We start from the raw sequence: 23,657 nt of genomic DNA, 5'->3' as shown, positions 1-23,657 counted from the left end.
GGCGATTCAGCCGGTGTCGCGCGAACACCCTTCGGATTAACGTCCGACAGGTGCTGATCATCGCCCCGATTCTGGTCGGAATCGCTTACGTCTGCCTCAACTCCTTCATCCGCGAGCCACATCGCCGCCGCTTCAACGCGGTGATGGTCGCGGGCGCCGGAGCCGCCTACCTCAGCAGTGGCGGCTTCGGCGCGTGGGAACTCGCGTTCACGGTTGTGCTTACCTACGTCGCCTACCGTGGCCTCGATTCGTGGACCTTCATCGGCATCGGCTGGCTGCTTCACACCGCATGGGATGCTTTGCACCATTGGAAAGGCACTCCAATCCTGCCGTTCGCGGAGCATTCGTCGCTCGGCTGCGCCATCTGCGACCCCGTGATCGCAGTGTGGTGTCTGATGGGTGGCCCTTCGGTGCGTGAGCTGGTCACCGCGCGATTCCGCGCAGCGAAACCGATGCAGGCTCAAAGCGAATGAACGGGCCCACGCGCGTGAGCGCTGCCTAGCTACGGGCGGCAACCTCACAATGGCAGGTGGTTTGTCCCTTCGCACGAAGGCAATGCGCGAAGGGACAAACCACCTGCACGAACTACATCAGCGGAGTGCCCGCTTCCGGATGCCCAGTGCCGTCACGGCCACCGCGAGGGCCGCCACCATCATCGCCGCGCTGACCCACAGCGGTGCGCGGAAGCCGGCCCCGGTGCCGATGGCGACGCCGCCGAGCCACGGTCCGACCGCAGCCCCGACGTTGAACGCGGCTGTCGCGAACCCGCCCGCGAGCGTCGGCGCGCCTTCCGCCACGTAGAACACACGCGAGATCAACGTGGACCCCGTGGCGAAGGCGAGTGTGCCCTGCACCAGGACGAGCACGACGGTGGCGACCACGCTGCCCGACGTCATCGCGAACAGCGACCAGCCCGCGATCAACGCCACCATGCCGATCGCCAACAGCGGAACCGGACGAGTGTCGCCGACCCGGCCGCCGATCGTCACGCCAAGGAACGACCCGACACCGAACAGCGCGAGCAGCGCCGGCACCCAGCCCGCGCCGAGCCCGGTGTCCGTGGTGAACAGCGGCGCGAGATAGGTGAAGGCACAGAACGTCGCACCATTCACCAGCGCGGCCACCAGGAGGATCACCAGCAGCCGAGAGTCGCGCAGCGACCGCAGCTCGCCGCGCACACCCGTGTCCGCGGTCTCCGGGCGACCGGCCGGAATGGTCCGCAGGATCGCGATGAGCGGCGGCAGCGAAATCAACGCAACCGCCCAGAAGGCCGAGCGCCAGCCCCACTCCTGGCCGAGCCAAGCACCGGCGGGCACACCGGCGACGCACGCCACGGTGACCCCGCCAACCACGATGGACGTGGCCCGGGCCTTGGCGTTCGACGGCACCATGGCGTTGGCCGTCGCCAGTGCGGTCGCCCAGAACCCGGCGTTGGCCAGCGCCCCGGCAACACGGGTGACCAGCAGGACTTCGTAGCTCGTGGTCAGCGCGCCGAGAACGTGCACCACCACGAAGGTGGTCAGGAAAATCGCCAGCGTTCGACGACGTGGCCAGCGCAGGCTCAGAGCCGCCATCAGCGGTGCGCCGACGATCATTCCCACCGCGAAGCCCGAGGTGAGCAGGCCCGCGGCGGGCACGGACACCCGCAGGTCCGCGGCGATCTCCGGGATGAGTCCGGACAGCATGAATTCGGAAGTGCCCTGGGCGAAAACGGCCAGCCCGAGCAGGTATACGGCAAAAGGCATGAAGGACCCCATTGAGGACGTCGGGAAACGGCAGCATTCAGCGATGCCTGAATCGATTTCCGAACGCAAAGTCCAAGGAGGACACTGCGCGGATGGCTACCGTCTGGACGCCTCGGGGCTGGACATGCCCGCAGGCTAACCAGCCCCGGCGATCGCTGTCCACGCTTTTCGCGTCGAGCACACGATCTCCGGCGCCGTCAATGGTTTGTTCGAACCACATCGTCCGGCGGGCGCGCTGATATTTTGAGACCTCACCGCCGCTGACCGCTGCCGACTGGCATGTGGGTCCATGCTCGAACAGAAAGAACAGGTTCTTTGCGGAAATTCAGAACGGCTGTGCTCACTCTCGGCGCCACGGCCGCGGTCGTCGCGGGCGGCTTCGCCGCCGTACCCGCCGCCCAGGCCGCGACCACCTGGCAAGCCCACGACAAGAACTGCCGGACCGTCACGCTCATCGACGGCAGTAGTGCCGGTTCGGTCTGCGCGGAGGTGCAGAAGCGCGTCACCGACACCGGTTCGGTCACCGGCTACCGCGGCAGGCTCACCGTCGCCCCCACCGCGGGCAACTCGCTGAAGCCGACCACCTTCAGCTGGAGTTCGGACGGCATTCTGAACCAGTTCTGCGCGGGCGGCTGCGCCCCGCAGACCTCCGCGTGGAGTTCGCCGTGGAGTCCGGTCAAGACCTTCGCCGGGTCCTACATGGCCCGGGGCGAGCTCGCCAACGACGACCGCTTCGACGTCGCCGCCTCCTGGAGCGGTTGGTCACCGATCGCCGACAAGTGCGTCACCTACACCGCCGGCAAGGTCTGTGTGTACCGGCATGAACGCTCCTACCGGGAGATCCACCAGGAGCGTGCCAAGCTGACGGTCGCCCCGTCCGCCCGCAACTGGATGGAACCCCGGTGGATCCGGGTCGGCATCATCGCGGACGGCACCAACACCCACAAGACCCGCGACCTCTGCGACCCGTCCTGCACCAAGCACGCCACCAACTGGTCCACCACCGTGATCCGGCAGAGCAGCGGTCTCGGCACCGACAACGAGGTCTACGCGTCCGCCCAGGTCGCCTTGCCCTCCGGGGAAGTGAAAACCATCAAGGCATCGCGTTTGACCAGCTGATCTCGTCACCCGCTGTGGGCCCGTGCGCCCGGCACGGGCCCACGCTGATCCGCAATAGATACCGCAGCACGGGTTTTCTTCCGCGATCGCGTAGCTACACTGCCGATCATGCCGAACTTGCGGATTAGCACGACCCTGGCGGCCGTGGCGCTCACGCTGGTCGCCTGCGGCGGCGACACGCCGGCGGACAACGCCACCGGCGCGGTGAACGGGCCGGTCACCGTGTTCGCCGCGGCCTCGCTGACCGAGTCCTTCACCAAGCTCGGCCAGGAGTTCGAGGCGGCCCACCCCGGCACGAAGGTCAACTTCAACTTCGCCGGCAGTTCGGCGCTCGCGCAGCAGATCGATCAGGGTGCGCCCGCGGACGTGTTCGCCTCGGCCGCGCAGACCAACATGAAGCAGGTCAGCGACGCGGGCGCGACCAGCGGTGAACCGGTCACCTTCGTCCGCAACCGGCTCGAGATCGCGGTGCCCAAGGGCAATCCGGCTGGGATCACCGGGCTCGTCGATTTTGCCGACGCCGAGCGCAAGATCGCGCTTTGTGACGAGAAGGTGCCGTGTGGCGCCGCCGCCAAGAAGGTCTTCGAAGCCGCCGGGCTGGCGGCTGCACCCGACACCCTCGAACAGGACGTCAAAGCCGCGCTCACCAAGGTCCGGCTCGGTGAGGTCGACGCGGCACTCGTCTACCGGACCGACGTCAAGGCCGCCGGTGGCGAGGTGGACGGCATCGCGTTCCCGGAGGCCGATGAGGCGATCAACGACTATCCGATCGCCACGCTGGCCAAGGCGCCGAACGCCACCACCGCCGGCGCGTTCATGCAGTTCGTGCTGTCGGCACGCGGGCGGGCCGTGCTCGGGGAGGCAGGTTTCGACGCTCCATGACCACACGCCGCAAGGCTCGCGGGCGGCTTCCCCTCGTTCTGCTCGTGCCGGCACTGCTCGGCCTGGCGTTCCTGGTGGTGCCGCTGGCCGGGCTGATCATCAGGGCACCGTGGAGCACACTGCCCAGCCAGCTCCTGAGCCCAGAGGTCGGGGAGGCGCTTCGGCTGTCGCTGGTGTGCGCGAGCCTGGCTACGGTCATCTGCCTGGTGCTGGGCGTGCCGCTGGCCTGGGTGCTGGCGCGTGGCGAAGTGCGCGGGCGGGGCGTCCTGCGTGCGCTCGTGACCGTGCCGCTCGTGCTGCCGCCGGTCGTCGGCGGGGTCGCCCTGCTGCTCGTACTCGGCAGGCGCGGACCGATCGGCCAGTATCTCGACTCGTGGTTCGGCATCTCCCTGCCCTTCACCACGGCCGGTGTGGTGATCGCCGAAGCGTTCGTCGCGATGCCGTTCCTGGTCATCTCCGTCGAAGGCGCGCTGCGCGCCGCCGATCCCCGCTACGAGGAGGCCGCGGCGACCCTGGGGGCGTCGCGCTGGCTGACCTTCCGGCGGGTCACGCTGCCGTCGATCGCACCGGGGATCGTGGCGGGCACCGTGTTGTGCTGGGCACGCGCGCTCGGCGAATTCGGCGCCACGATCACCTTCGCCGGCAACTTCCCCGGCGAGACCACCACGATGCCACTCGCGGTGTACCTGGCGCTGGAGGCGGATCCGGACGCTGCGATCGTGCTGAGCATGGTGCTGCTCATCGTGTCGATCGTGGTGCTGGCCAGCCTGCGGGACCGCTGGATCCGGGGTGTGTCGTGACCCTGCGCGCCGATTTCCGGATCGATCGGGACAGCGGGTTCCGCCTCGACCTGCGGCTGGCCGTCGCCCCTGGCGAAGTGGTCGCCCTGCTCGGACCCAACGGCGCGGGCAAGACAACCGCGTTGCGGGCCTTTGCCGGTCTGTTGCCGATCAGCGAGGGGTCGCTGCGTTTGGACGATCGCGCGTGGGATGAGCCACCTCGGGAGTTCGTGCTCGCCGAGCACCGGCCGATCGGCGTCGTTTTCCAGGACTACCTGCTGTTCAACCACCTGTCCGCGCTGGAGAACGTCGCGTTCGGGCTTCGCGCGCGCGGCACCGACCGCACGAAGGCGCGGCGCCTCGCTGCCGACTGGCTGGACAAGGTCGGCCTCGATGCCCACCACAACGTCCGGCCGCGGTCGCTGTCGGGCGGGCAGGCCCAGCGGGTCGCGCTCGCGCGGGCGCTGGTCACCGATCCCGAACTGCTGCTACTGGACGAGCCGCTCGCCGCGCTCGATGCCGGTACGCGGCTGCACATCCGTGCCGAACTGGGCCGCCACCTCGCGGACTACCGGGGGCGCACCCTGCTCGTCACCCACGACCCGCTCGACGCGATGGTGCTCGCGGACCGGCTGGTGATCATCGAGGACGGCCAAGTGGTGCAGGAAGGTGCCCCTGCCGAGGTGGCCCGCCGGCCGCGCACCGACTACATCGCGCAGCTGGTCGGCTTGAACCTGCACCGGGGCAAGGCCGACGGCACCACGGTCGCGCTCGACGCCGGTGGTGAACTCACGGTCGCCGAGCCCGCCGACGGTGCCGTGCACGTGGCCTTCTCCCCCTCCGCCATCAGCCTGCACCCCGACCGGCCGACCGGCAGTCCCCGGAACACCTGGCCGGTCACCGTGCTGGGCCTGGAACAGCACGCGCACACGATCCGCGTTCACCTCGACGGGGAACCCGCCGTGCACGCCGACATCACCCCCGCGGTGGTCGCCGAACTGCGGATCGTGCCGGGTGCGCGGTTGTGGGCGGCGCTGAAGGCCACGGAAATCCAGACCTACTCCGCCTGACAACGCGGACGCCGGTTCAGCGGCTGAGCACCGAGCCGCGTTCCGGAGACGCGTCGACAGCTTCGCCGGCCGCGGCCGCGAGTTCGGTTCCGACCGATTCGCCGCCGCTGCCGGGTTTGACCGGGCGGCACAGCAACGAAGCGACCGCGCCGATGATGCACAGCACGATGGCGAAGCTGAACGCGATCTGGAGGCCTTCGGCGAACGGGCCGGAGATCAGGTTCGGGAAGAAGCTGCGGCCGGTCAGGAAGCTCGCCTGGTCGGGCGGCAGCGTGTTCACCTGATCGCCGAGCAGTTGCTGGATCGGGTTGTAACCGAGGAAGGCGGCGAACAACACGGCGACCGCGGGCAACGCCGCGACCTGCTCGGCAGCGCCGGTCGATACGCCGTGCGCGACGAGGCCATCCCGCATCGCGCTCGGCAGGCTGCTCGAAAAACCGGTGATGATCAGGCTGAAGAAGAAGCCGATGGACAGCACCATGGCCGCGTTCTGGAAGGTGGTCATCATGCCCGAACCGGATCCCCGGGCATGAGCAGGCAGGCTGTTCATCACTTCGGCCCGGTTCGGCGATGAGAACATGCCCATGCCGATGCCGTTCGCCAGCAGGATCGCCGCGAACGCCCAGTACGGGAAGTCCACCGGCAGCGCGATCAGCAGGCCGAAGGTGACCGCGCTGATCAACAGTCCCGTCGAAGCGAGCAACCGGCTGCCGACGCGATCCGACAGAATTCCCGACGCGGGTGCGGAGAGCAGGAAACCGACGGTCATCGGCAGCATGTAGATCCCGGCCCACAGCGGCGTTTCCTCGAAGCTGTACCCGTGCTGCGGCAGCCAGATCCCCTGCAGCCAGATAATCAGGATGAACTGCAGGCCGCCGCGGCCGAGTGAAGCGGCAAGGTTGGCCAGGTTGCCCCAGGAGAACGAGCGCAGCCGGAACAGCGACAGGTCGAACAGCGGGTTGTCCACTTTGGTCTCGATCACCACGAACGCGGCGAGCACCACCAGGCCGCCGAGCAGGCAGGTGAGCACGAACGGGCTGCCCCAGCCGGTGGCGGCGTCACCGTACGGCTGGATTCCGTAGGTGATGCCGACCAGCACGGCGATCAGGCCGACGGCGAAGGTGACGTTCCCCCACCAATCCATCTTGGCGCGCCGACGGATGCCGGTGTCGTGCAGCTTGAGGTAGGCCCACACCGTGCCCGCGAGTCCGAACGGGACCGACACCAGGAAGATCAGGTTCCAGTTCACCGGTGCCAGCACCCCGCCGATGACCAGGCCGAGGAAGGAGCCGGCGATCGCGGCGACGCCGTTGATGCCGAGCGCCATGCCGCGCTGGTTCGCCGGGAAGGCGTCGGTCAGGATCGCCGACGAATTGGCCATCAGGAACGCGCCGCCGACGCCCTGCACCACGCGCCAACCGATCAGCCAGAGCGCGGCCGCGTCACCGTCGAACCAGGTGACGGCGAGCAGGATCGAAGAAACAGTGAAGATCGCGAAGCCCATGTTGTACATGCGGGCCCGGCCGTACATGTCGCCGAGCCTGCCGAAGCTGACCACCAGCACCGCGGTGACCACCAGGAAACCCATGATCATCCAGAGCAGGTAGCTGGTGTTCGACGGCTCCAGCGGATTGATCCCGATGCCCTTGAAGATGTCCGGCAGCGCGATCAGCACGATCGAGGAGTTGATCGTGGCGATCAGCATGCCGAGCGTGGTGTTCGACAACGCCACCCATTTGTACCGCGGTCCCATGCCACCCCACTTTCACTTAGCAATGCTAAGTATTTGCGGGTAAAGTGGCAACGGAGCGGTTCTTTAATGATTCTTTGGACCTACAGCTTGGGCAGGCGCTGCTCGACCCCGAGCAGCGCGGCGAACGGATCGCCGACCTTCTTCAGGCGGTCGAACAGGGTGCGCACGGTCCAGCGATCCGGCGTCAGGTCCGGGTCGTCCAGCTCGTCCCATTCGATCGGCACCGAAACCGGGGCGCCCGGCTGCGGCCTGATGCTGTACGGCGCGACCAGGGTCTTGTTGATCACGTTCTGCGTGTAGTCCAGCCGCGCCAGGCCCTTGCGTTTGTCCTTGGTCCACTTCCAGCTGACCAGGTCGGGCACGGTCCGGCCGATCGTCTTCGACACGGTTTCGGTCCAGGCACGGGTCTCGGCGAAGGTGTACCGCGATTCGACCGGTACCCACACCTGGATGCCGCGCTGACCGGTGATCTTCGCGCGTCCTTCGAGACCCAGGTGCGACAGCGCGGTGCGGTGCAGGCGCGCGAGCACCAGCAGGTCATCGAACGAAGTCTCCGGGCCGGGGTCGATGTCGAACAGCGCCCAGGTCGGATGCTCGACATCCGGAATGCGCGACGTCCACGCGTGCAACTCGATCGCACCGTAGTTCGCCAGCCAGGCCATCGCGGGCAGGCTGTCCGGCACCAGGTAGTACTCCACGTCGCCCGCCTCGGCCTGCTCGTGGTGCCAGCGCTTGAGCCATTTCGGCGCGTGGCCGGGCACTTCCTTGTGCCAGAACCCGGGCTTGTCGACGCCGTTCGGAAAGCGGTGCGTGTTCAGCGGACGACCGGCCAGGTACGGCAGCATCGTCGGCGCGATCAACGTGTAGTAGCGGATCAGGTCGCGTTTGGTCAGCGGGTCCTCGCCGTCGCGTCCCGGCACCAGGACCTTGTCCAGATTGGTCAGGTTGAGGGAACGACCGGCGAGTTCCCAAGTGCCCTTCGTGCCCAGTTCTTCGAGTGCGGCCATCTCGTCCTCGGTCGGCGGCTCCCATTGCGGGGTGCCCATTCGCACCTCGGCCTCGGCGGCAGGCAGGTCGCTGCGCCACAACGCGTCAGGCTTCGCCGCGACCTCGTCGTTCGTACGACCGGTCTTCACCGACTTCGGGTGGTCCTCGGCGTCCCAGCCCGGCTGCGCGTGTTCGTCCTGCTTGTGCAGCAGGAACCACTGGTCCTTCTCGGACTCCGCGCGACGTGGGCGGATCAACACGAAGAGGCCGTGCAGTTTTTCGCCGTAGAGGTTGAAGTGGAGATTGCCGTTCTCGATGGCCTTCAGCGGGTCATCGGTGTCGACCGGCTCCCAGGTGCCGCGATCCCAGACGATCACATCGCCGCCGCCGTACTCGCCCGCCGGGATCACGCCTTCGAAATCGGCGTACTCGATCGGGTGGTCCTCGACGTGCACGGCCATGCGGCGCGCCTTGGGGTCGAGCGTCGGCCCCTTCGGCACCGCCCAGCTGACCAGGACGCCGTCGATCTCCAGCCGGACGTCGTAGTGCCGGCGGCGGGCACGATGCCGCTGCACCACGAAGCGGTTGCCCGAGGGCTGGGCCTTGCCGTCACCAGCGGGTTCCGCGGTGCGCGTGAAGTCGCGCATCGACTGGTACTTGGCCAGCCGATCGTTCTTCGCGCGTTTGTTCATACCTATCGATATACCCGCCCGACGCCCGCTGGAAAGCCCTCCGTCGTCACATCCACCGCCTGGTGAGCGGCGTCAGGCGCGGCGCTCGACCTTTGACACCCGGCGCACTCCAGATGTTAGCGTCATCTGAACGACGTCGGGAAGGAGCACGATGGTCCGGCTCAGCAGGGCGGAACTGCAGGAGCACAACCGGGCGAAGGTGCTCAGGGCCGCGCGCGAGGAGTTCACCGAACGCGGCTTCCGCGACGCGAAGGTCGACGCGATCGCCGAGCGTGCCGAACTGACGCGTGGCGCGGTCTACTCCAACTTTCCCGGGAAGCGCGCGCTGTACTTCGCCGTGCTGGCGGAGCTGGCCGAACGCGCGACCGCTCCCCCACACGCCAAGCCTGGGCAGGATCTGCGCGAAGCACTTGGTGCGCTCGCACGAACTTGGGTGACCCGATTGCCCGTCGGTGCGCCGGACACCGCCCGACTCGGCATGGATTTGGTGTCCGAGGTCAGTTCCGACGAACGACTCCGACGGCCGTTCGCGCAGTTGATGAAGCTCGACGCGCTGCTGCTGGGGTTGGCGATGGAAAGGCTGCAACCACCGGAGCGGCCACCGGGCGCACCGCCACGCCGACTGGTTCGAGTTGCCGAGTCGGTTTTGACGACGTTGCACGGCGCGAGCCGGCTGGCCGCATCGGCACCGGGCTTCGTCGAACCGTTCGACGTGGTCAGTGCCTGCGAGCAGCTGGCGGGACTCGACCTCAGCGATTGGTGGGCGGCACCGTCGACGGTGCCGACGAGCCACGAGGTGGATGAGCCATGGACGCCACCGGAGGTCGTCGACCTCGTGCGCGGTGAGGCCGCGGCGCTCAATGAAGGGGTCGTGACGATTCTCGGGCTGCATCGGCTGACGGCGGTGGAGCATGCCGTTCGTTCAGCCGACGTGGCGGAGGGGGTGACCGTCGTGCTGGTCACCAGTTCGCCGGATGAACTGATGCCGCTGGCCCGGTTGGCCATCGCCGAACTCGCGAGCTGTGTGCGGTCCGCTTTTCCGGCCGCGGCCTGGCCTCGGCTCCGGGTTGTCTGCGACGCACGGGGCACGCTCGCCGCGGCGGCTGACGTGCACGCGGTCGACGACAAAACGGAGGCCGCGATCCGCGTCGAGGGCGGGCGGATCGTCGCCCGCGCTGACGGTTCCGGGGCCGGTCACGCCATCGCCAACGCCCGCGGCAAGGTTGCAAACTGAAACACGTTCTAATAATGTCCGCCGGGTGAGACACGGGATCGTGCTGTTCACCAGCGACCGGGGCATCGCGCCCGCCGCCGCGGCCAAGGCCGCCGAGGCAGCCGGTTTCGACACCTTCTACGTACCCGAGCACACCCACATCCCGGTCAAGCGGGAAGCGCCGCATCCGGGCACCGGCGGCGCGGCACTGCCGGACGACCGATACCTGCGCACGCTCGATCCGTGGGTGGCACTGGCGACAGCCGCCTCGGTGACCACGCGCATCCGGCTCGCGACCGCGGTGGCACTACCCGTCGAGAGCGACCCGATCACGCTCGCGAAAACGATCGCCAGCCTTGACCACCTCTCCGGCGGGCGGGTCACGCTCGGCACCGGGTTCGGCTGGAACGTCGACGAACTCGCCGACCACGGGGTGCCGGGGGCGAAACGGCGGACGGTGCTGCGCGAGTACCTCGAAGCGATGCGTGCGCTCTGGACGGACGAAGAAGCCAGTTACACCGGGGAGTACGTCTCGTTCGGCGCGAGCTGGGCGTGGCCGAAGCCGGTCCAGCCGCACATCCCGGTGCTGGTCGGCGCCGGGGGCAACGAGCGGACGTTCCGCTGGATCGCGAAATCGGCCGACGGCTGGCTGACCACACCCGGCGACGTCGAAATCGACGACCAGGTGGCGCTGTTGCGGCAGATCTGGCGTGAAGCGGGCCGAGCCGGTGAACCGGAGGTCGCCGCGTTGAGCGGCAAACCCGACCCCGAGCGGATCGCGCACCTCGCTTCGATCGGCGTCACCGAACTGATTTTCGGTTTGCCGGATCGTGAACCGGACGAGGTCACCGCGTGGCTCGGCAGGCTGGCGGGCAAGCTGGGCATCGGCTGAAAGTCCCGGTAGAACTGGATTCATGGGTGAAATCCTGGCGCTGCTCGGGCGCGGGCTGCTGGTGATCGCCGGGCACCTCGCACCCCTCGTCGATTGGTTCGACGTGCGCGAGCGCCGCCGTCGGCGCACCCGCGCGGCTGCCATCGCGCGCGGCGAACGCACCGAAATACCGTGCGTGCTCAAGGACGCCGAGCTGACCGGAGGCGCGGAGCAGGAGGGACGCCTTGCCGTCGGTGGCGGGAAGGCGGTGACGTGGCGCGGCCAGGAATTCGCCCCGGGCGCGCTGACCATGCAGGCGGTGGACCGGCAGGCGGTCACCTTCCACTCCGCGGACCGGCGCACCGAACTGCGCGTGCACCCGGACGAGGCCGCCCCGATCCTGCGCGCGCTCGAATAACCGACGGCGCGGCTGGGTACTCGATCTTCACGAAGCATCGACGGATGGAGGCTGAGATGCCGTCCTTCGACGACGAATTGTGGAACGAGTTCCACCGGGTGGTGAACATGACCTCCCGTGAACTGGACGACTGGCTGCGCACCGACGACGCCGGCCCCGAAGGGGAAGCGTTGCCGGACCAGGCAGGCCGCGAGCTGGGCAGGCGAGTGCTAGCGGTGCTGCGCAAGCGGCGCGTCGATCTCGACAGCGGCGACGAGCGCGTGATGCGCAAGGTCGTCGACCGGGTGCACGCCGAGCGGCGCGACGATTTGGAGCCCACGCCTGGTCAGGCGGCTTGGCGGCACAAGCTGATGTCCATCGGGCACGACCCGCTCAAGCCCGCGCGCAGCTGAAGCGGCGACTCACCAGCCGCGCACCCGCTGCCACCGTTCGCCGTCGCCGAGGTGGTAGTGGTCGTGCTGCGCGGCCGTCGCGCACGCGTGGATCGGCAACACGCGGACCTGGGTGCCGATCGGCAGATCGGGCAGCGTTTCGGAACTGCCCGGCCGGAGCGCGAGAATGCCGTGTTCCTGGCTGGCGTCGGCCATCAGCAGGTCGAGGTACAGCTCGCCGTCGAAATTCGCGACGAGGCCGTAGCGCTGGTCGACGCGCTGCCGTTCGGTGCCGCGATCGCGTGAGGTCGCCATCCAGCCGCAGTCGGTCAGGATCCAGCCTTTGTCGCGGCGGTGCCCGATCACGGTGGTGACCACGCTCAGCGCGAGATCGTCGATTCGGCAGACGCCGATTCCGGCCATCACCAGGTCGAAGAAGACGAAGTTGCCCGCGCGGACCTCGGTCACGCCGGTGAGGTCTTCGGCGAAGTGCGCGGTCGGCGTCGATCCGACGCTCACCACTGGGACCTCGTGCCCCGCGTCGCGTAATTCGACGGCGACCGAGACGGCGGCGTGGCGCTCCTGTTCCGCGGCGGCGGCGAGCGCGGCTGGACTGTCGGCGAAGTAGGACTCGCCGGCGTGGGTGAGCACACCGCGTAGGTCGGCGCCGAGTGCCCGAGCGATTTCCAGTACCGCGGGATCGCCCGGGACGATGCCGCCGCGATGGCCATCGCAGTCGACCTCGATCAGGGCGGGGATGCCGGGCACGACCTGGTCCACGCTGTCGAGCAGAACGACGAGGTCCACGCCGCGGTCGCGCAGCGCGCGCACGCGGTCGAGCTTGTCGGGCGAAAAACCGACGGCGTAGAGGATGTCGGTGAAGCCCGCGTCGGCGAAGGCCTCGGCTTCGGCGAGGGTGGAGACGGTGATCGGGCCCGTGCCGCCGTCGAAGAGCAGGCGCGCGACTTCGACCGACTTCGCGGTTTTGACGTGCGGGCGCAGGGTGGTGCCACCGAGGCGGTGACGCAGCCGGTGGATGTTGGCTTCGAGCTTGGCCCGGTCGAGCGCGAGGTACGGAGTGCCCATGCCGATGATTATAGACAAACTGTCTACAGATTGGACAGTTGGTCTAGCCAAGGGTGTGGGGCGGGGATCGCGTTGAGGAGCCAACGCCGCTGTTCGCTGGTGAGCAGCGGGAGGACGGCGCCGAAATCGGCCTCGTCCTTGGGGCGGACGTTGCGCGACTTGTAGTAGAGCTGGATCTCCGGTGCGAGCACCGGGAGGCCGTCGGGAGTGGTCCAGCCCAGTGAGATGATCGGCCGGCGCAACGACGAATCGGGGCGGGAGACCCAGTCGGCGCCGTCGGTTTTGTCGACCATGAGTTGCACGCGCCACGGTTCGCCGGGGCCGGGGCGGCACCAGATGTCGTGCACGGCGTCCGGCAGCGTTTCGCCCGCGTGCCACGGGCGCAGGTGTCCCGGCGGATCGGCGGCCCACCATTCCCAGCCGGCCAGTGCTTGCTGCGCGAGGAGGTGGTCGCGGCGGAGCAGCAGCACGTCGATGTCGGCGTGTTCACGAAATGAACGGCCCGCGAACAGTTCGATCGCGTAGCCGCCGGCGAGCCACCACAGCGCCGGAAAAGCGCCGAAGAGCCGGTGCACTTCGGTGGGAGTGGCCGGATTCCATGGCATTCGGGTCAAATCCACGCCGCCGATGATGACAGCGGTGGCGGGTGTGATCGACGGTAGATTCGTCCCGGAAGTGGCCGCCGACGAAGGGAACGCCGATGACGACGCATCCGCTCTCCGCGCTCACCGCCGACGAAATCAACGACGTGCGGCGGGTGCTCACCGATGCCGGGCACATCGGCACCGACACCCGGTTCGCCTACGTCGGCCTGGACGAACCGGACAAGCGCGAAGCCACGCCGGAACGACGGGCGCGGGTGTTGCTGCTCGACCTCGGAACGGGCGCGGCGAGCGACGCGCGCGTTTCGTTGACGACCGGAGCGGTGGAGATCAGCCCGATCGACGCCGCGCTCGGGCAGTTGCCGATTCTCGACGAGGAGTTCGGCATCATCGGACCGATCCTCAACGAGTCGCCGGAATGGCTGGCGGCGCTGGAGAAACGCGGGGTCGATCCCCAGTCGGTGATCTTCGCGCCGTTGTCGGCGGGCAACTACGGCTATCCGGACGAGGTCGGCAAACGCCTGTTGCGCGTGCTCGCCTTCCGCCAGGACTTCCCGGAGGACCACTGCTGGGCGCACCCGGTCGACGGGCTGTGTGCCTATGTCGACGTGATCGAGCGCAAACTGCACAAGCTGATCGACCACCGCGAATTCGAGGTACCGGCGGAACCGGGGAACTACACCGATCCCGAACTGGTCGGCCCGCCGCTCGAAGGGCTCAAGCCGATCGAGATCCGGCAGCCGGAGGGGCCGTCCTTCCGGTTCGACGGCGACGAACTGCACTGGGCCAACTGGTCGCTGCGCGTCGGTTTCGACACCCGTGAAGGGCTGATCCTGCGCAAGCTCGCGTTCAGCGGACGGCCGATCGTCGAACGGGCGTCGATCGCCGAAATGGTGGTGCCCTATGCCGATCCGTCGCCGGTCCGGTTCTGGCAGAACTACTTCGACACCGGCGAGTACCTGTTCGGGCGCTACGCGAACTCGCTGAAACTCGGCTGCGACTGCCTCGGCGAGATCACCTATCTCGACGTGACCGTCGCCGACGAACTCGGCAACCCGCGTGTCGTCGAAAACGCGATCTGCGTGCACGAGGAGGACTTCGGCACGCTCTGGAAGCACAGTGACCTGTTCACCGAGATCTCCGAAACCCGCAGGCAGCGCCGCCTGGTGATCAGCTTCTTCACCACCGTCGGAAATTACGACTACGGCTTCTACTGGTACCTCTACCTCGACGGCACCATCGAATGCGAGGTCAAGCTCACCGGGTTCCTGTTCACCTCGGCCTATCCCGAGGAGGGCTCCGACTACGCCACGCAGGTCGCGCCCGGCCTCGGCGCGCCGTACCACCAGCACCTGTTCTGCGCGCGGCTCGACATGACCGTCGACGGGGGCGCGAACGCCGTCGACGAAATCGACGTGGTGGCGCGGCCGATGGGCGAGGGCAACGAGCACGGCAACGCGTTCACCGTTCAGACCACGCGGCTGACCACGGAAACGGCCCGCGACGCCGCGCCGAACCGGGTCTGGCGTGTGGTCAACCCCGGCAAGGTGAACCGGATGGGTGAGCCCGTCGGTTACACGCTTTCGGTGCAGCAGTCCCCGACGCTGCTGGCCGATCCGGGTTCGGTGATCGCCGCCAGGGCCGGGTTCGCGACGAAGCACCTGTGGGTCACGCGGTACGCGCCGGGCGAGCGATACGCGGCCGGCGATTTTGTGAACCAGAGCCCCGGCGGTGAAGGACTGCCCGCGTACACCGCCGCCGGGCGCGACATCGACGGGGAGGACATCGTGCTGTGGCACACCTTCGGCCCGACGCACGTGCCGCGGCTGGAGGACTGGCCGATCATGCCGGTCGACCACGCCAAGTTCACCCTCAAGCCGACCGGGTTCTTCGACCGCAACCCGGCGTTGAACGTGCCCTAGCCGCGTCCGGTGACTAGCCGAAGTAGCCGTCGAACAGGATCTTGTTGATCTGGGTGGTGGTTTCGACGCCGGTCTCGAAACCACCCTCGACGACCTGGGTGTTGTTCATGACGGCCACCGTGTAGCGCGCGTCCGGGCCGACGAAGCCGACCGTGTTCACCAGCCATGAGCCGTCGTCGTTGTCGTCGGACCAGCCGTTCTTGTTGCCCGGCTTCGCGGCCGGACCCGCGCCCCACACACCCCACTGCTGGTTCGCGTCGACCCCGCGCATTTCTTCGACGAGGTAGTCGCGGTGCCGCGCGGGCATCTTCTCCAGCACGAAGTTCATCAGCCGGTCGAGGTCGTCGGCGGTGGTCAGGATCCAGCCCCAGTGGTGCGGGTGCTCGTCGGTGAACCGCATGTCGGTCATGCCGTAGGACGGGAAGCGGGTGGCGAAGTCCTCCCCGCCGTACCGGTTCCACAGGGCGTGCGCGGCGTCGTTGTCGCTGGTGTTCAGCATCGCGTGCATGAGCGCGCGGTCCTCGTCGGTCAAATCGACGGCGCCCGCGTCGTCGCGCAGCAGCAGGTCGACCACCATCGCCAGCTTCGGCGTCGAGCAGGCCCAGATCAGCGTGTCCGAGTTGGCGTTGCGCCAGGTCGCGCCGGTCTGGCGGTCGTGCACGACGAGGCCGGCGAATCCGGGACGGCTGCGCGCGTACAGCTCCGCGCGAATGATGCGCCTGCCGAGTCCCGGCTCGAAACCGGCCGCCGCGGCCTCTTCCTCCACGACCGGCACCGGGCGTGCCTGGGCGACCGGGCTGGTCACCAGCACGGCGAGCAGCAACGTGGACAACACACTGGAAACGACCCGTCGGCCGGAGGATTTCACCTCCGCGACCTTAGCGGGTGCGCCCGGGGTTGGGGACCGCTCAACGCTCCGATCCGGTCATGCGGCCCGCCCACTGGCCCAGGTCGTCACGCCGGATGGCCGCGGCCATCAGTTCCGGGAACATGTCCGGTGTGCAGGCGAAGGCGGGCACGCCCAGTTCGGCCAGTGCGGCGGCGTTCTCCCGGTCGTAGGAGGGCGCGCCGGAATCCGACAGCGCCAGCAGTGCCACCATCTGCACCCCGGCCCCGGTCAGCTCGGCCGCGCGGCGCAGCAACTCCTCCCGGACCCCTCCCTCGTACAGGTCACTGATCAGCACCAGCAGCGTGTTCGCCGGGCTGGTGATCAGGCTCTGGCAGTAGGCCAGCGCGCGGTTGATGTCGGTGCCGCCGCCGAGCTGGGTGCCGAACAACACGTCCACCGGGTCGGCCAGGTGCTCGGTCAGATCGGCGATCTCGGTGTCGAAGGCGACGAACCGCGTGCTCAGCGAATGCATCGAGGCGAGCACCGCGCCGAACACGCCGGAGTAGACCACCGACTCGGCCATCGAACCGGACTGGTCGACGCACAGGATCACCTCGCGCCGCACCTGCCGCGCGCGGCGGCCGTAGCCGATCAGGCGCTCCGGGATGATCGTGCCCAGTTCGGGCGAGTAGTGCCGGAGGTTCGCGCGGATGGTGCGCGACCAGTCGACGTCGGACAGGCGCGGCCTGTGCGTGCGGGCGGCACGATCGAGCGCGCCGCGCACGGCGGCCCTGGTCGGTTCGGCCAGCCGATCCTCCAGCTCGGCGACCACCTCGCGGACGACACCGCGCGCTGTCTCCTTGGTCTCCTGCGGCAGCACGCTGTTCAACGAGAGCAGGGTGCCGACGAGGTGGATGTCCGGCTCGACGGCCGAGAGCAGCTCCGGTTCGAGCAGCATCCTGGTCAGGCCGAGCCTGTCCACGGCGTCGCGTTGCATCACCTGGACGACCGTGCCGGGGAAGTAGCGCCGGATGTCACCGAGCCAGCGCGCCACCCGCGGGGACGAACCGCCGAGCCCGCCGGTGCGGCGGCCACCGCGTGCCTCGTCCGGCGGCGTGTCGTACAACGCGGCCAGCGCGCCGTCCACCCCACTGTCCTCATCGGACAGTCCGGCGCCGGTGCCGTCGTCCTCGCCGCCGAGCACCAGCCGCCACTTCCGCAACCGCTCCTCGGTCATCGGCCCACCCCCAGCAGTGTCGCGAGCACCGGCAGCACGGCCTCGGCCCGCTCTTCGTCGAGTTCCTCGGCCACCACGGCCTTCCGCAGGCCGCGGCCGGAGGCCAGCCCGGCCGCGCGTTCCCCGATGGCCCGCTTCTCCGGCCCGGCGAACGCGCCGAAAGTGCGGCGCAACAAGGGAAGCACCTCGGTGAACTGCTCGCCGGGAATGGCGGCGAGCCAGGCGTCGATCACCCGCAGCAGCCTGTCGTCATGCACCAGCAGCAGGGCGCCGCCGGCGAAGAAGCCCTCCACGTAGGCCGCGCCCTTGACCGGCTCGATGCCCGCGGTGAGCACGCGCCCGAGCCGGACCTCCACGTCGGTGGTGTCCAGGCGATCGGCGTCGAGCAGGATGCGCGCCAGCTTCCCGGCGAGCAGCGCGGGCAGGCCCGGGGCGTCGATCAGGCCGGCGAGCGCGTCGATCCAGCGCTCCTTCGCGCCGTCGTCGAGCAGGGTGGTCGCCTCGTGCACGTCGTCGACCAGTTCGCCGAGGCGCGCGGCCGCGTCGTCGTCGAGACCGTGTGCGGCGGGCGGCAGGCCGGCGCACACCCGCGCCAGCATGCGATCGGCGACCACTCGCAGCGCACCGACGTCGGTGCCGCGGACGTCGCCGTACCGGGTGACCCTGGCCAGCGCGGGCAGCGCGGCCATCAGGTGCGCCACGTCGGCGTCCGCGGCGGCGCGCTCGTCCAGCGCGGCCAGCACCTCGGGCAGCGCGTCGGTGAGGTCGGCGAGCAGGCAGTCCTCCACCGCGGTGGTGATCTCCGGCAGCGGCGGCCGCCCGGCCACCACCTTCCGGACCACCTCGGTGGCCGCGACCGGGATCGTGGTGCCGTAGACCGAGGCGGCGATCAGGTCCACCTCGAACGAGGGCTCCCAGGCGAGTTCCCAGGTCTCGCGGAAGGTGCCCTTGCCCCGGATCGCCGAGACTTCCCTGACGCCCCAGTGGATGCCGAGGATGCGCAGCCGGTGCAGCAGTCGCGACTTGCCCAGCCCGGAGTCGGTGCGCAGGTCGAGGTCCAGCTCGCGGACCACCGGATCCCGCTTCAGCCGCAGCCGCCGGGCGGTGGCCGTCAGGTCCGCGGCCAGCGGCGCCTGGGGCACCTGCTCGGACACCGCGCCGAGCCGCTCCCCCACCATCAGCTTCTCGACGACGAGCTTCCCGCGCAGTTCGTCACCGTCGCAGAGCACCGCCTGGATGGACTCCGACACCTCGGCCAGCCCGGCCGAGGACCGGTCGCGCAGGGTGGCCAGCGTGTCGGCGAGCCGGACCGCCTCGATCACGTGCGCGGTGGACACCGGCAGGTCCTGCTCGCGCAGCACGCCGGCGGCATCGGTCATCCATCGGGCGGTGACGTTCTCGTCGGTGGTGAACAGGTGGTGGTACCAGCCGGGTGAGCGCACGCCGGCGCCGTAACCGCTGGCCCCGGCCAGCCGCCCGTGCGTCCACGGCACCCAGGTGCACGAAACCTTCCGCTTCGGCAGGCCCTTGAGCACGGCCTGGTCGCGGTTCGCCGGCGGCAGCGGGCTCGCCAGCGCGGGCACGTGCCAGGCGCCGCAGATGACCGCGATGCGCTCGTAGCCCTGCTTGATCGTGCGCCGCAGCACCGTGCGCATGTACGCCTCGCGCCGCTGCTCATGAACATCGGAGCCGGGCTCGTCTTCGCGCAGGGCCGTCATCGCCTCGGCGATCACCTCGAACGGCGAAGTGCCGTCACGCCAGTGCTCGATCTTGTCGTCCCACCAGCGTTCCGGGTCGTCGTAGCCGGCCACGGCGGCCAGCCGAGCGAGCGGGTCCGCCGAACGACCGGCTCGGCCGGCGCCCTCCGGCTCGGAGAACTGGAACGCGGCGGGCAGGTCGCAGAAGTGGACCGGCACCTCGTGCTCGACGGCGTACCGCAGCGCCTGCCACTCCGGGCTGAACAGGGCGAACGGCCAGAACGCCGCACGCGAGACGTCGTCGCTCGCGTAGGCCAGCAGCGCCACCGGCGGCCGCAGGTCGCGGACCAGCGGCACCAGCGCGTCGGCCTCCGGCGGGCCCTCGATCAGCACCACGTCCGGCGCCAGCTCGGCCAGCTCGGTGCGCACGGCCCTGGCCGAACCGGGGCCGTGGTGCCGGATGCCGAGCAGATGCACGCTCACCCGGCGATCTCCTGCCCGGCGCGGTAGAAGTCGTCCCAGCCCTCGCGCTCGCGGACCACGGTTTCCAGGTACTCCACCCAGATCGCGCGATCGGCGACCGGATCCTTGACCACCGCGCCGAGAATGCCGGCGGCCACGTCGTGCGCGCGGAGCACCCCGTCGCCGAAGTGCGCGGCCAGCGCCAGGCCACCGGTGAGCACACTGATCGCCTCGGCGGTGGACAACGTGCCCGACGGCGACTTCACCGCGGTGCGCCCGTCCTCGGTTCGCCCGGCACGCAGCTCGCGGAACACCGTGACCACGCGCCGGATCTCGGCCAGGTCGGCGACGTCGGCGGGCAGTTCCAGCGACGCGCCCAGCTGCGCCACGCGCCTGCTGACGATCTCCACCTCGGCCTCGGCGGTGTCCGGCAGGGGCAGCACCACGGTGTTGAACCGGCGGCGCAGCGCGCTGGACAGTTCGTTGACGCCCTTGTCGCGGTTGTTCGCGGTGGCGATCAGGTTGAACCCCGGCCGCGCCTGCACCTCGGTGTTCAGCTCCGGCACCGGCAGCGTTTTCTCCGAGAGCAGGGTGATCAGCGAGTCCTGCACGTCGGCCGGGATGCGGGTCAGCTCCTCGAGCCGGGCGATGCGGCCGTCGCGCATGGCACGCAGCACCGGGCTCTCCACCAGCGCCTTCTCGCTCGGGCCCTCGGCGATCAGCCGTGCGTAGTTCCAGCCGTAGCGGATGGCCTCCTCGGCGGTGCCCGCGGTGCCCTGCACCAGCAGCGTGGAGTCGCCGCTGATGGCCGCCGCCAGGTGCTCGGAGACCCAGGTCTTGGCCGTGCCTGGCACGCCGAGCAGCAGCAGCGCGCGATCGGTGGCCAGGGTGGCCACCGCGACCTCGATCAGCCGCCGCTGCCCCACGTACTTCGGGGTGATCTCGGTGCCGTCCGGCAGCGTGCCGCCGAGCAGGTACCGCACCACCGCCCACGGCGAAAGGCGCCACGATGGCGGGCGCGGCCGATCGTCGGCCGCGGCCAGCGCCGCCAGCTCGTCGGCGTGGTCCTGCTCGGCGTGCGGCCGCAGCACAGTGGAAGTCATGCCAGCTCCTCGTACATCTCACGACGGAAGTTCAGGGTTTCGGCCAGCGCCCGCCGCCAGGGCGCCGAGCCGGGTTCGGGCGCGGTGGTGGCCAGCGGGTGCCCGAGGCACTCCGGTGGCACCGTTCGCGCGATGGTGACCGCGGCGTGGGCGACGGCCCTGGTGTCCTCGCGGCCGGCAAGCCAGTCGAGCAGTACCGTGCCCACTTCTGGGGGCCACGGCGCGGGCAGGTCGACCACCAGCCGGGCCACCGCCTCCGGGCGGGCCTGCCGGATCAGCCGCGCCAGCACCTTCGCCCGTTCGGGTGGGGAAAGCACCTGGATCAGCGTGCCCGCGTCGGCACGGCCGGGGTCGGCGTCGAACAGCGCCTTCGCCCAGCGCGCGTCCCGGTGCCGCACGGCGACCACGGTCCAGCCCTCGCGCAGCACCGACGCTGGCGCGCCGTGGACGGTCATCCGCACGAGTTCGGCGGGCGTGCCGAACTCGGCCCAGAACTCGGGCGGGGTGGCCGCGACCACCTGACGCAGCCAGCGGGTGTCGCCGTCGGGTACCTCGACCTCGAACACGTCATCGCGCACGTGGATCAGCGGCCGCAGGCGCTCGGCCATCCGGCGGCCGAGCGCGGAGCCGGGCACCCTGGCCAGCAGCGCCGACGCCAGCTGCCGGACCGAGGCCGCCCGGTCGCCGAGCGCGGCTTCGAGGAACGGCTCGTCCTCGGCGCGCAGGTGCTCGCCGAGCAGTTCGAGCACGGTGGCCCTGACCTCGGCGGGCTCGCTTTCCCAGCTGCCGGTGAACGCCGCGCGGGCGCCGTCTGGATCGGCCACCAGCGCGACCGCCAGCCAGGACCGCCGCTGCGCCGGGGAACCGAAGCGCCAGTCGTCCGCCCCGGCACCCGGCTCTGGAGCGGCGGCGGTGAGGAAGCGCCACTCCGGGTTCAGCCCGGCCAGCCACCGCCCGGCCGGACCGGCGACCAGCGCCACCGGCCCGCGCAGCGCCGGTTTCGCGCGGGCGGACTCGGCGAGCGCGGGCAGTCGTTCCGGCGGCACGCGCAATCCCCGCTCGGCCACCACGCCGAGCCATTCCGCGAGCAGTTCGGGACGGCTCGCGGTGAGCAGGCGGGCCAGCCGTTCCCTGGCCGCGTCGGGCAGGTACGGCCGGTGGTCGGTTTCGGCCACCGGCAACGGTTCCGCCGAGTTCTCCGGCAACCGGCCCGCCCGCCGGTACGCGGTGAGCAGGGCGCCCGCGGTGAGCAGCGCGTCGGCCGGATCGGTGCGCTCACCGGCCAGCTCACGCACCGCGGGTGGCAGCGCGCCCAGATCCGGCGCGCGCCGCCGGGTGCCCAGCAGCGCGACGCCGACCAGATCCGCCCACGCCGTCACAACCGCACCGCCCGATCCCCGTCCCAGCACAGCAGCGGCCGCAGCCCGGCCGCACCCCATTCCCCCGCCAGCGTGACCATCGCGCCCGCGGACACCGCGAGCAGCCGCCACGGGTCGAACCCCGGTACCAGCGGCAGCACCTGACCGTCCACATCGGACAAGACCAGTTCGCCGCCGTGCCGCGCCGGGCGCAGTCCGGACAGCAGCACCGGCCAGCGGTCCAGCCACGGGTCGGCGGCCATCGCCCGCGCGTGCGCGGCGAGCGCGGCTTCGATCGTGTCACCGTCGGGCCGGGTGGCGGGCACCGGTGGACCGTGGTCGGCCACCAGCGCGCGCAACGGCAGCGCGCCGGGGTGGAAGGCCAGTTCCGCCGGGAGCACGTGCCCGGCGGGCAGCACCGAGCTGAGCGGCTGGCCCGGCGGCGCGAACGCCAGCACCAGCGCCACCCGGCCGCTGCGCTGCCCGAACAACCAGGACCGGCGGGTGACCAGCTGCTCGCGCTCCTCGTCGATCACCCCGCCGACCAGCCAGGTGTCGGAGACCCGCTCACCGGAGGACAGCACGCGCGCGGTCTCGGTGTTGAACCCGAGCCGGGTGCGGACCGTCTCGGCCAGCGCGTGCGGCAGCTCGTCGAGCCGCGCCCCGGCCTCGGCCAGCAGGTAGAGCAGGGACAGTTCGGCCAGCACGCGGCTCGGCCAGTCCCGCCCGCGCCCGACCAGCCCGGCCGCCCGGCGCAGTCCACCGGCCAGGCCGGGGGCCTGCGCGTCGACCATGCGCGCGGCCACCCGCCGCAATTCCTCGGCGCCACCGCGCTCCAGCCCGGCCAGACCCGCGCGGATCTGGTCGAGCAGCCATTCCCGCAGTTCCGTGGCACCCGCGCTGACCCGGTCGGCCCGGCGCTCGGCGCGTTTGGCCGCGGCCTCGGGATCACGCGGACCGGTGGATTCCCGCCGCTGTTCGGTGCGCTCGGCGCGGTCGGCCCGCTCGGCCAGCCAGGCCGTGACGAACTCCGGCTCCGGCTCCTCCGGCAGCTCCCCGCCGGCCCAGCGCAGCAGCAGGCCCAGTGCGTGCTTGCACGGGAACTTGCGACTGGGGCACGAACAGCGGAACGCCGGACCGGCCAGTTCCACGCAGGTCTGGTACGGCTTCTTGCCACTGCCCTGGCAGTACCCCCAGACCGCCGCCTCCGAAGCGCCCGCGCCGGACCACCGCACCGGCGCCGCCTGCGCCCGCCCGGCCCGCGCCGAAGCCGCGTCCGGCGCGAGGCCGATCACCCGCTCGGTGCTCCACCGCGCATGAGACACCCCGGACACCACACCTCCCAACCCCACTTGCCCGCCTCTCCCCTCGACCCGGATGGATCATGCCAGCGAGCACCGACAGTTTCGGCGGCCACCGCGCGGGTAGCCGGTTCACAACCGGTAACCGCACCAGGGAGGC

Annotated in this window: 21 protein-coding genes; 10 read left to right on the top strand and 11 right to left on the bottom strand. The window is 70.1% G+C overall.

The genetic code is table 11. From position 1 onward, the window contains the following. The first annotated feature begins 50 nt into the window (after nucleotides 1-50). Nucleotides 51-473: a DUF6010 family protein gene (locus tag YIM_RS14905; RefSeq protein ID WP_153030930.1), complete on the top strand. Its 423-nt coding sequence runs from the start codon at nucleotides 51-53 to the stop codon at nucleotides 471-473. Nucleotides 474-590: 117 nt separating this feature from the next. Here YIM_RS14905 and YIM_RS14900 read toward each other — a convergent pair whose 3' ends face one another. Further along, nucleotides 591-1,745, bottom strand: coding sequence for a Cmx/CmrA family chloramphenicol efflux MFS transporter (locus tag YIM_RS14900; protein ID WP_153030929.1), 1,155 nt, complete (start codon nucleotides 1,743-1,745; stop codon nucleotides 591-593). A gap of 336 nt (nucleotides 1,746-2,081) precedes the next feature. Between YIM_RS14900 and YIM_RS14895 the strand changes: the two genes are divergently transcribed. The 4 genes from YIM_RS14895 to YIM_RS14880 all read left to right on the top strand — a co-directional run bounded on the left by YIM_RS14895 (nucleotide 2,082) and on the right by YIM_RS14880 (nucleotide 5,595). Then, nucleotides 2,082-2,864 carry a hypothetical protein gene (locus YIM_RS14895; protein WP_153030928.1) on the top strand — a complete coding sequence of 261 codons (783 nt, stop codon included), beginning with the start codon at nucleotides 2,082-2,084 and terminating at the stop codon, nucleotides 2,862-2,864. A gap of 108 nt (nucleotides 2,865-2,972) precedes the next feature. Continuing rightward, nucleotides 2,973-3,746 (top strand): molybdate ABC transporter substrate-binding protein, encoded by a 774-nt coding sequence (modA, locus tag YIM_RS14890; protein WP_153030927.1) that lies wholly within the window; start codon nucleotides 2,973-2,975, stop codon nucleotides 3,744-3,746. Beyond that, nucleotides 3,743-4,546 carry a molybdate ABC transporter permease subunit gene (modB, locus tag YIM_RS14885; protein WP_153030926.1) on the top strand — a complete coding sequence of 268 codons (804 nt, stop codon included), beginning with the start codon at nucleotides 3,743-3,745 and terminating at the stop codon, nucleotides 4,544-4,546. The genes modA and modB overlap by 4 nt, the downstream gene beginning before the upstream one ends. Further along, nucleotides 4,543-5,595, top strand: a complete 1,053-nt coding sequence (locus YIM_RS14880) for an ABC transporter ATP-binding protein (protein WP_153030925.1) — start codon at nucleotides 4,543-4,545, stop codon at nucleotides 5,593-5,595. Before modB ends, YIM_RS14880 begins: the two co-directional genes overlap by 4 nt. A 16-nt stretch (nucleotides 5,596-5,611) precedes the next feature. Here YIM_RS14880 and YIM_RS14875 read toward each other — a convergent pair whose 3' ends face one another. Both YIM_RS14875 and YIM_RS14870 read right to left on the bottom strand, forming a co-directional pair. Next, nucleotides 5,612-7,348 (bottom strand): MFS transporter, encoded by a 1,737-nt coding sequence (locus tag YIM_RS14875; protein ID WP_153030924.1) that lies wholly within the window; start codon nucleotides 7,346-7,348, stop codon nucleotides 5,612-5,614. Nucleotides 7,349-7,428: 80 nt separating this feature from the next. Beyond that, complete coding sequence (locus YIM_RS14870; protein WP_153030923.1) at nucleotides 7,429-9,027, bottom strand: DNA polymerase ligase N-terminal domain-containing protein; 1,599 nt, start codon at nucleotides 9,025-9,027, stop codon at nucleotides 7,429-7,431. Nucleotides 9,028-9,178: 151 nt separating this feature from the next. On the opposite strand from YIM_RS14870, the gene YIM_RS14865 reads away from it, so the two are divergent. Genes YIM_RS14865 through YIM_RS14850 form a run of 4 tightly spaced genes read left to right on the top strand, consistent with a single transcriptional unit; the run spans nucleotide 9,179 to nucleotide 11,921 of the window. Next, nucleotides 9,179-10,261 (top strand): TetR/AcrR family transcriptional regulator, encoded by a 1,083-nt coding sequence (locus YIM_RS14865; RefSeq protein WP_153030922.1) that lies wholly within the window; start codon nucleotides 9,179-9,181, stop codon nucleotides 10,259-10,261. A 25-nt stretch (nucleotides 10,262-10,286) separates the two neighbouring features. Then, the gene (locus YIM_RS14860) at nucleotides 10,287-11,132 is read left to right on the top strand and encodes an LLM class F420-dependent oxidoreductase (protein WP_153030921.1); all 846 of its coding nucleotides are present in this window, start codon (nucleotides 10,287-10,289) and stop codon (nucleotides 11,130-11,132) included. Nucleotides 11,133-11,154: 22 nt separating this feature from the next. Then, nucleotides 11,155-11,529 carry a hypothetical protein gene (locus YIM_RS14855; RefSeq protein WP_153030920.1) on the top strand — a complete coding sequence of 125 codons (375 nt, stop codon included), beginning with the start codon at nucleotides 11,155-11,157 and terminating at the stop codon, nucleotides 11,527-11,529. Between the two features lie 56 nt (nucleotides 11,530-11,585). Continuing rightward, nucleotides 11,586-11,921, top strand: coding sequence for a DUF3140 domain-containing protein (locus tag YIM_RS14850; protein WP_153030919.1), 336 nt, complete (start codon nucleotides 11,586-11,588; stop codon nucleotides 11,919-11,921). A 9-nt stretch (nucleotides 11,922-11,930) separates the two neighbouring features. On the opposite strand, the gene YIM_RS14845 is transcribed toward YIM_RS14850, so the two are convergent. Together YIM_RS14845 and YIM_RS14840 are read right to left on the bottom strand one after the other, a co-directional pair. Further along, the gene (locus tag YIM_RS14845) at nucleotides 11,931-12,986 is read right to left on the bottom strand and encodes an alanine racemase (RefSeq protein ID WP_153030918.1); all 1,056 of its coding nucleotides are present in this window, start codon (nucleotides 12,984-12,986) and stop codon (nucleotides 11,931-11,933) included. Nucleotides 12,987-13,009: 23 nt separating this feature from the next. Beyond that, the gene (locus tag YIM_RS14840) at nucleotides 13,010-13,561 is read right to left on the bottom strand and encodes an amino acid transporter (protein WP_228004730.1); all 552 of its coding nucleotides are present in this window, start codon (nucleotides 13,559-13,561) and stop codon (nucleotides 13,010-13,012) included. Nucleotides 13,562-13,686: 125 nt separating this feature from the next. Between YIM_RS14840 and YIM_RS14835 the strand changes: the two genes are divergently transcribed. After that, a complete protein-coding gene (locus tag YIM_RS14835; RefSeq protein WP_153030917.1) occupies nucleotides 13,687-15,510 on the top strand; it encodes a primary-amine oxidase in 1,824 nt (607 codons plus the stop codon). Between the two features lie 13 nt (nucleotides 15,511-15,523). On the opposite strand, the gene YIM_RS14830 is transcribed toward YIM_RS14835, so the two are convergent. The 6 genes from YIM_RS14830 to YIM_RS14805 are packed head-to-tail and all read right to left on the bottom strand — an operon-like array spanning nucleotide 15,524 to nucleotide 23,521. Further along, nucleotides 15,524-16,378, bottom strand: a complete 855-nt coding sequence (locus YIM_RS14830; protein ID WP_228004729.1) for a serine hydrolase — start codon at nucleotides 16,376-16,378, stop codon at nucleotides 15,524-15,526. 40 nt (nucleotides 16,379-16,418) lie between these two features. After that, entirely contained in the window at nucleotides 16,419-17,576 is a 1,158-nt protein-coding gene (locus tag YIM_RS14825) for a VWA domain-containing protein (RefSeq protein WP_153030916.1), read from the bottom strand. Continuing rightward, nucleotides 17,573-19,756, bottom strand: coding sequence for a DUF5682 family protein (locus tag YIM_RS14820; protein WP_153030915.1), 2,184 nt, complete (start codon nucleotides 19,754-19,756; stop codon nucleotides 17,573-17,575). Before YIM_RS14820 ends, YIM_RS14825 begins: the two co-directional genes overlap by 4 nt. Further along, a complete protein-coding gene (locus tag YIM_RS14815; RefSeq protein WP_153030914.1) occupies nucleotides 19,753-20,838 on the bottom strand; it encodes an AAA family ATPase in 1,086 nt (361 codons plus the stop codon). Before YIM_RS14815 ends, YIM_RS14820 begins: the two co-directional genes overlap by 4 nt. Next, nucleotides 20,835-22,217: a DUF5691 domain-containing protein gene (locus YIM_RS14810; RefSeq protein WP_153030913.1), complete on the bottom strand. Its 1,383-nt coding sequence runs from the start codon at nucleotides 22,215-22,217 to the stop codon at nucleotides 20,835-20,837. Before YIM_RS14810 ends, YIM_RS14815 begins: the two co-directional genes overlap by 4 nt. Next, nucleotides 22,214-23,521: an SWIM zinc finger family protein gene (locus tag YIM_RS14805; protein WP_228004728.1), complete on the bottom strand. Its 1,308-nt coding sequence runs from the start codon at nucleotides 23,519-23,521 to the stop codon at nucleotides 22,214-22,216. The genes YIM_RS14810 and YIM_RS14805 overlap by 4 nt, the downstream gene beginning before the upstream one ends. Nucleotides 23,522-23,657 lie beyond the last annotated feature (136 nt).

The organism is Amycolatopsis sp. YIM 10, from assembly GCF_009429145.1.
Lineage (GTDB): Bacteria > Actinomycetota > Actinomycetes > Mycobacteriales > Pseudonocardiaceae > Amycolatopsis.
This window is presented reverse-complemented; position numbering and strand designations above follow the sequence as displayed.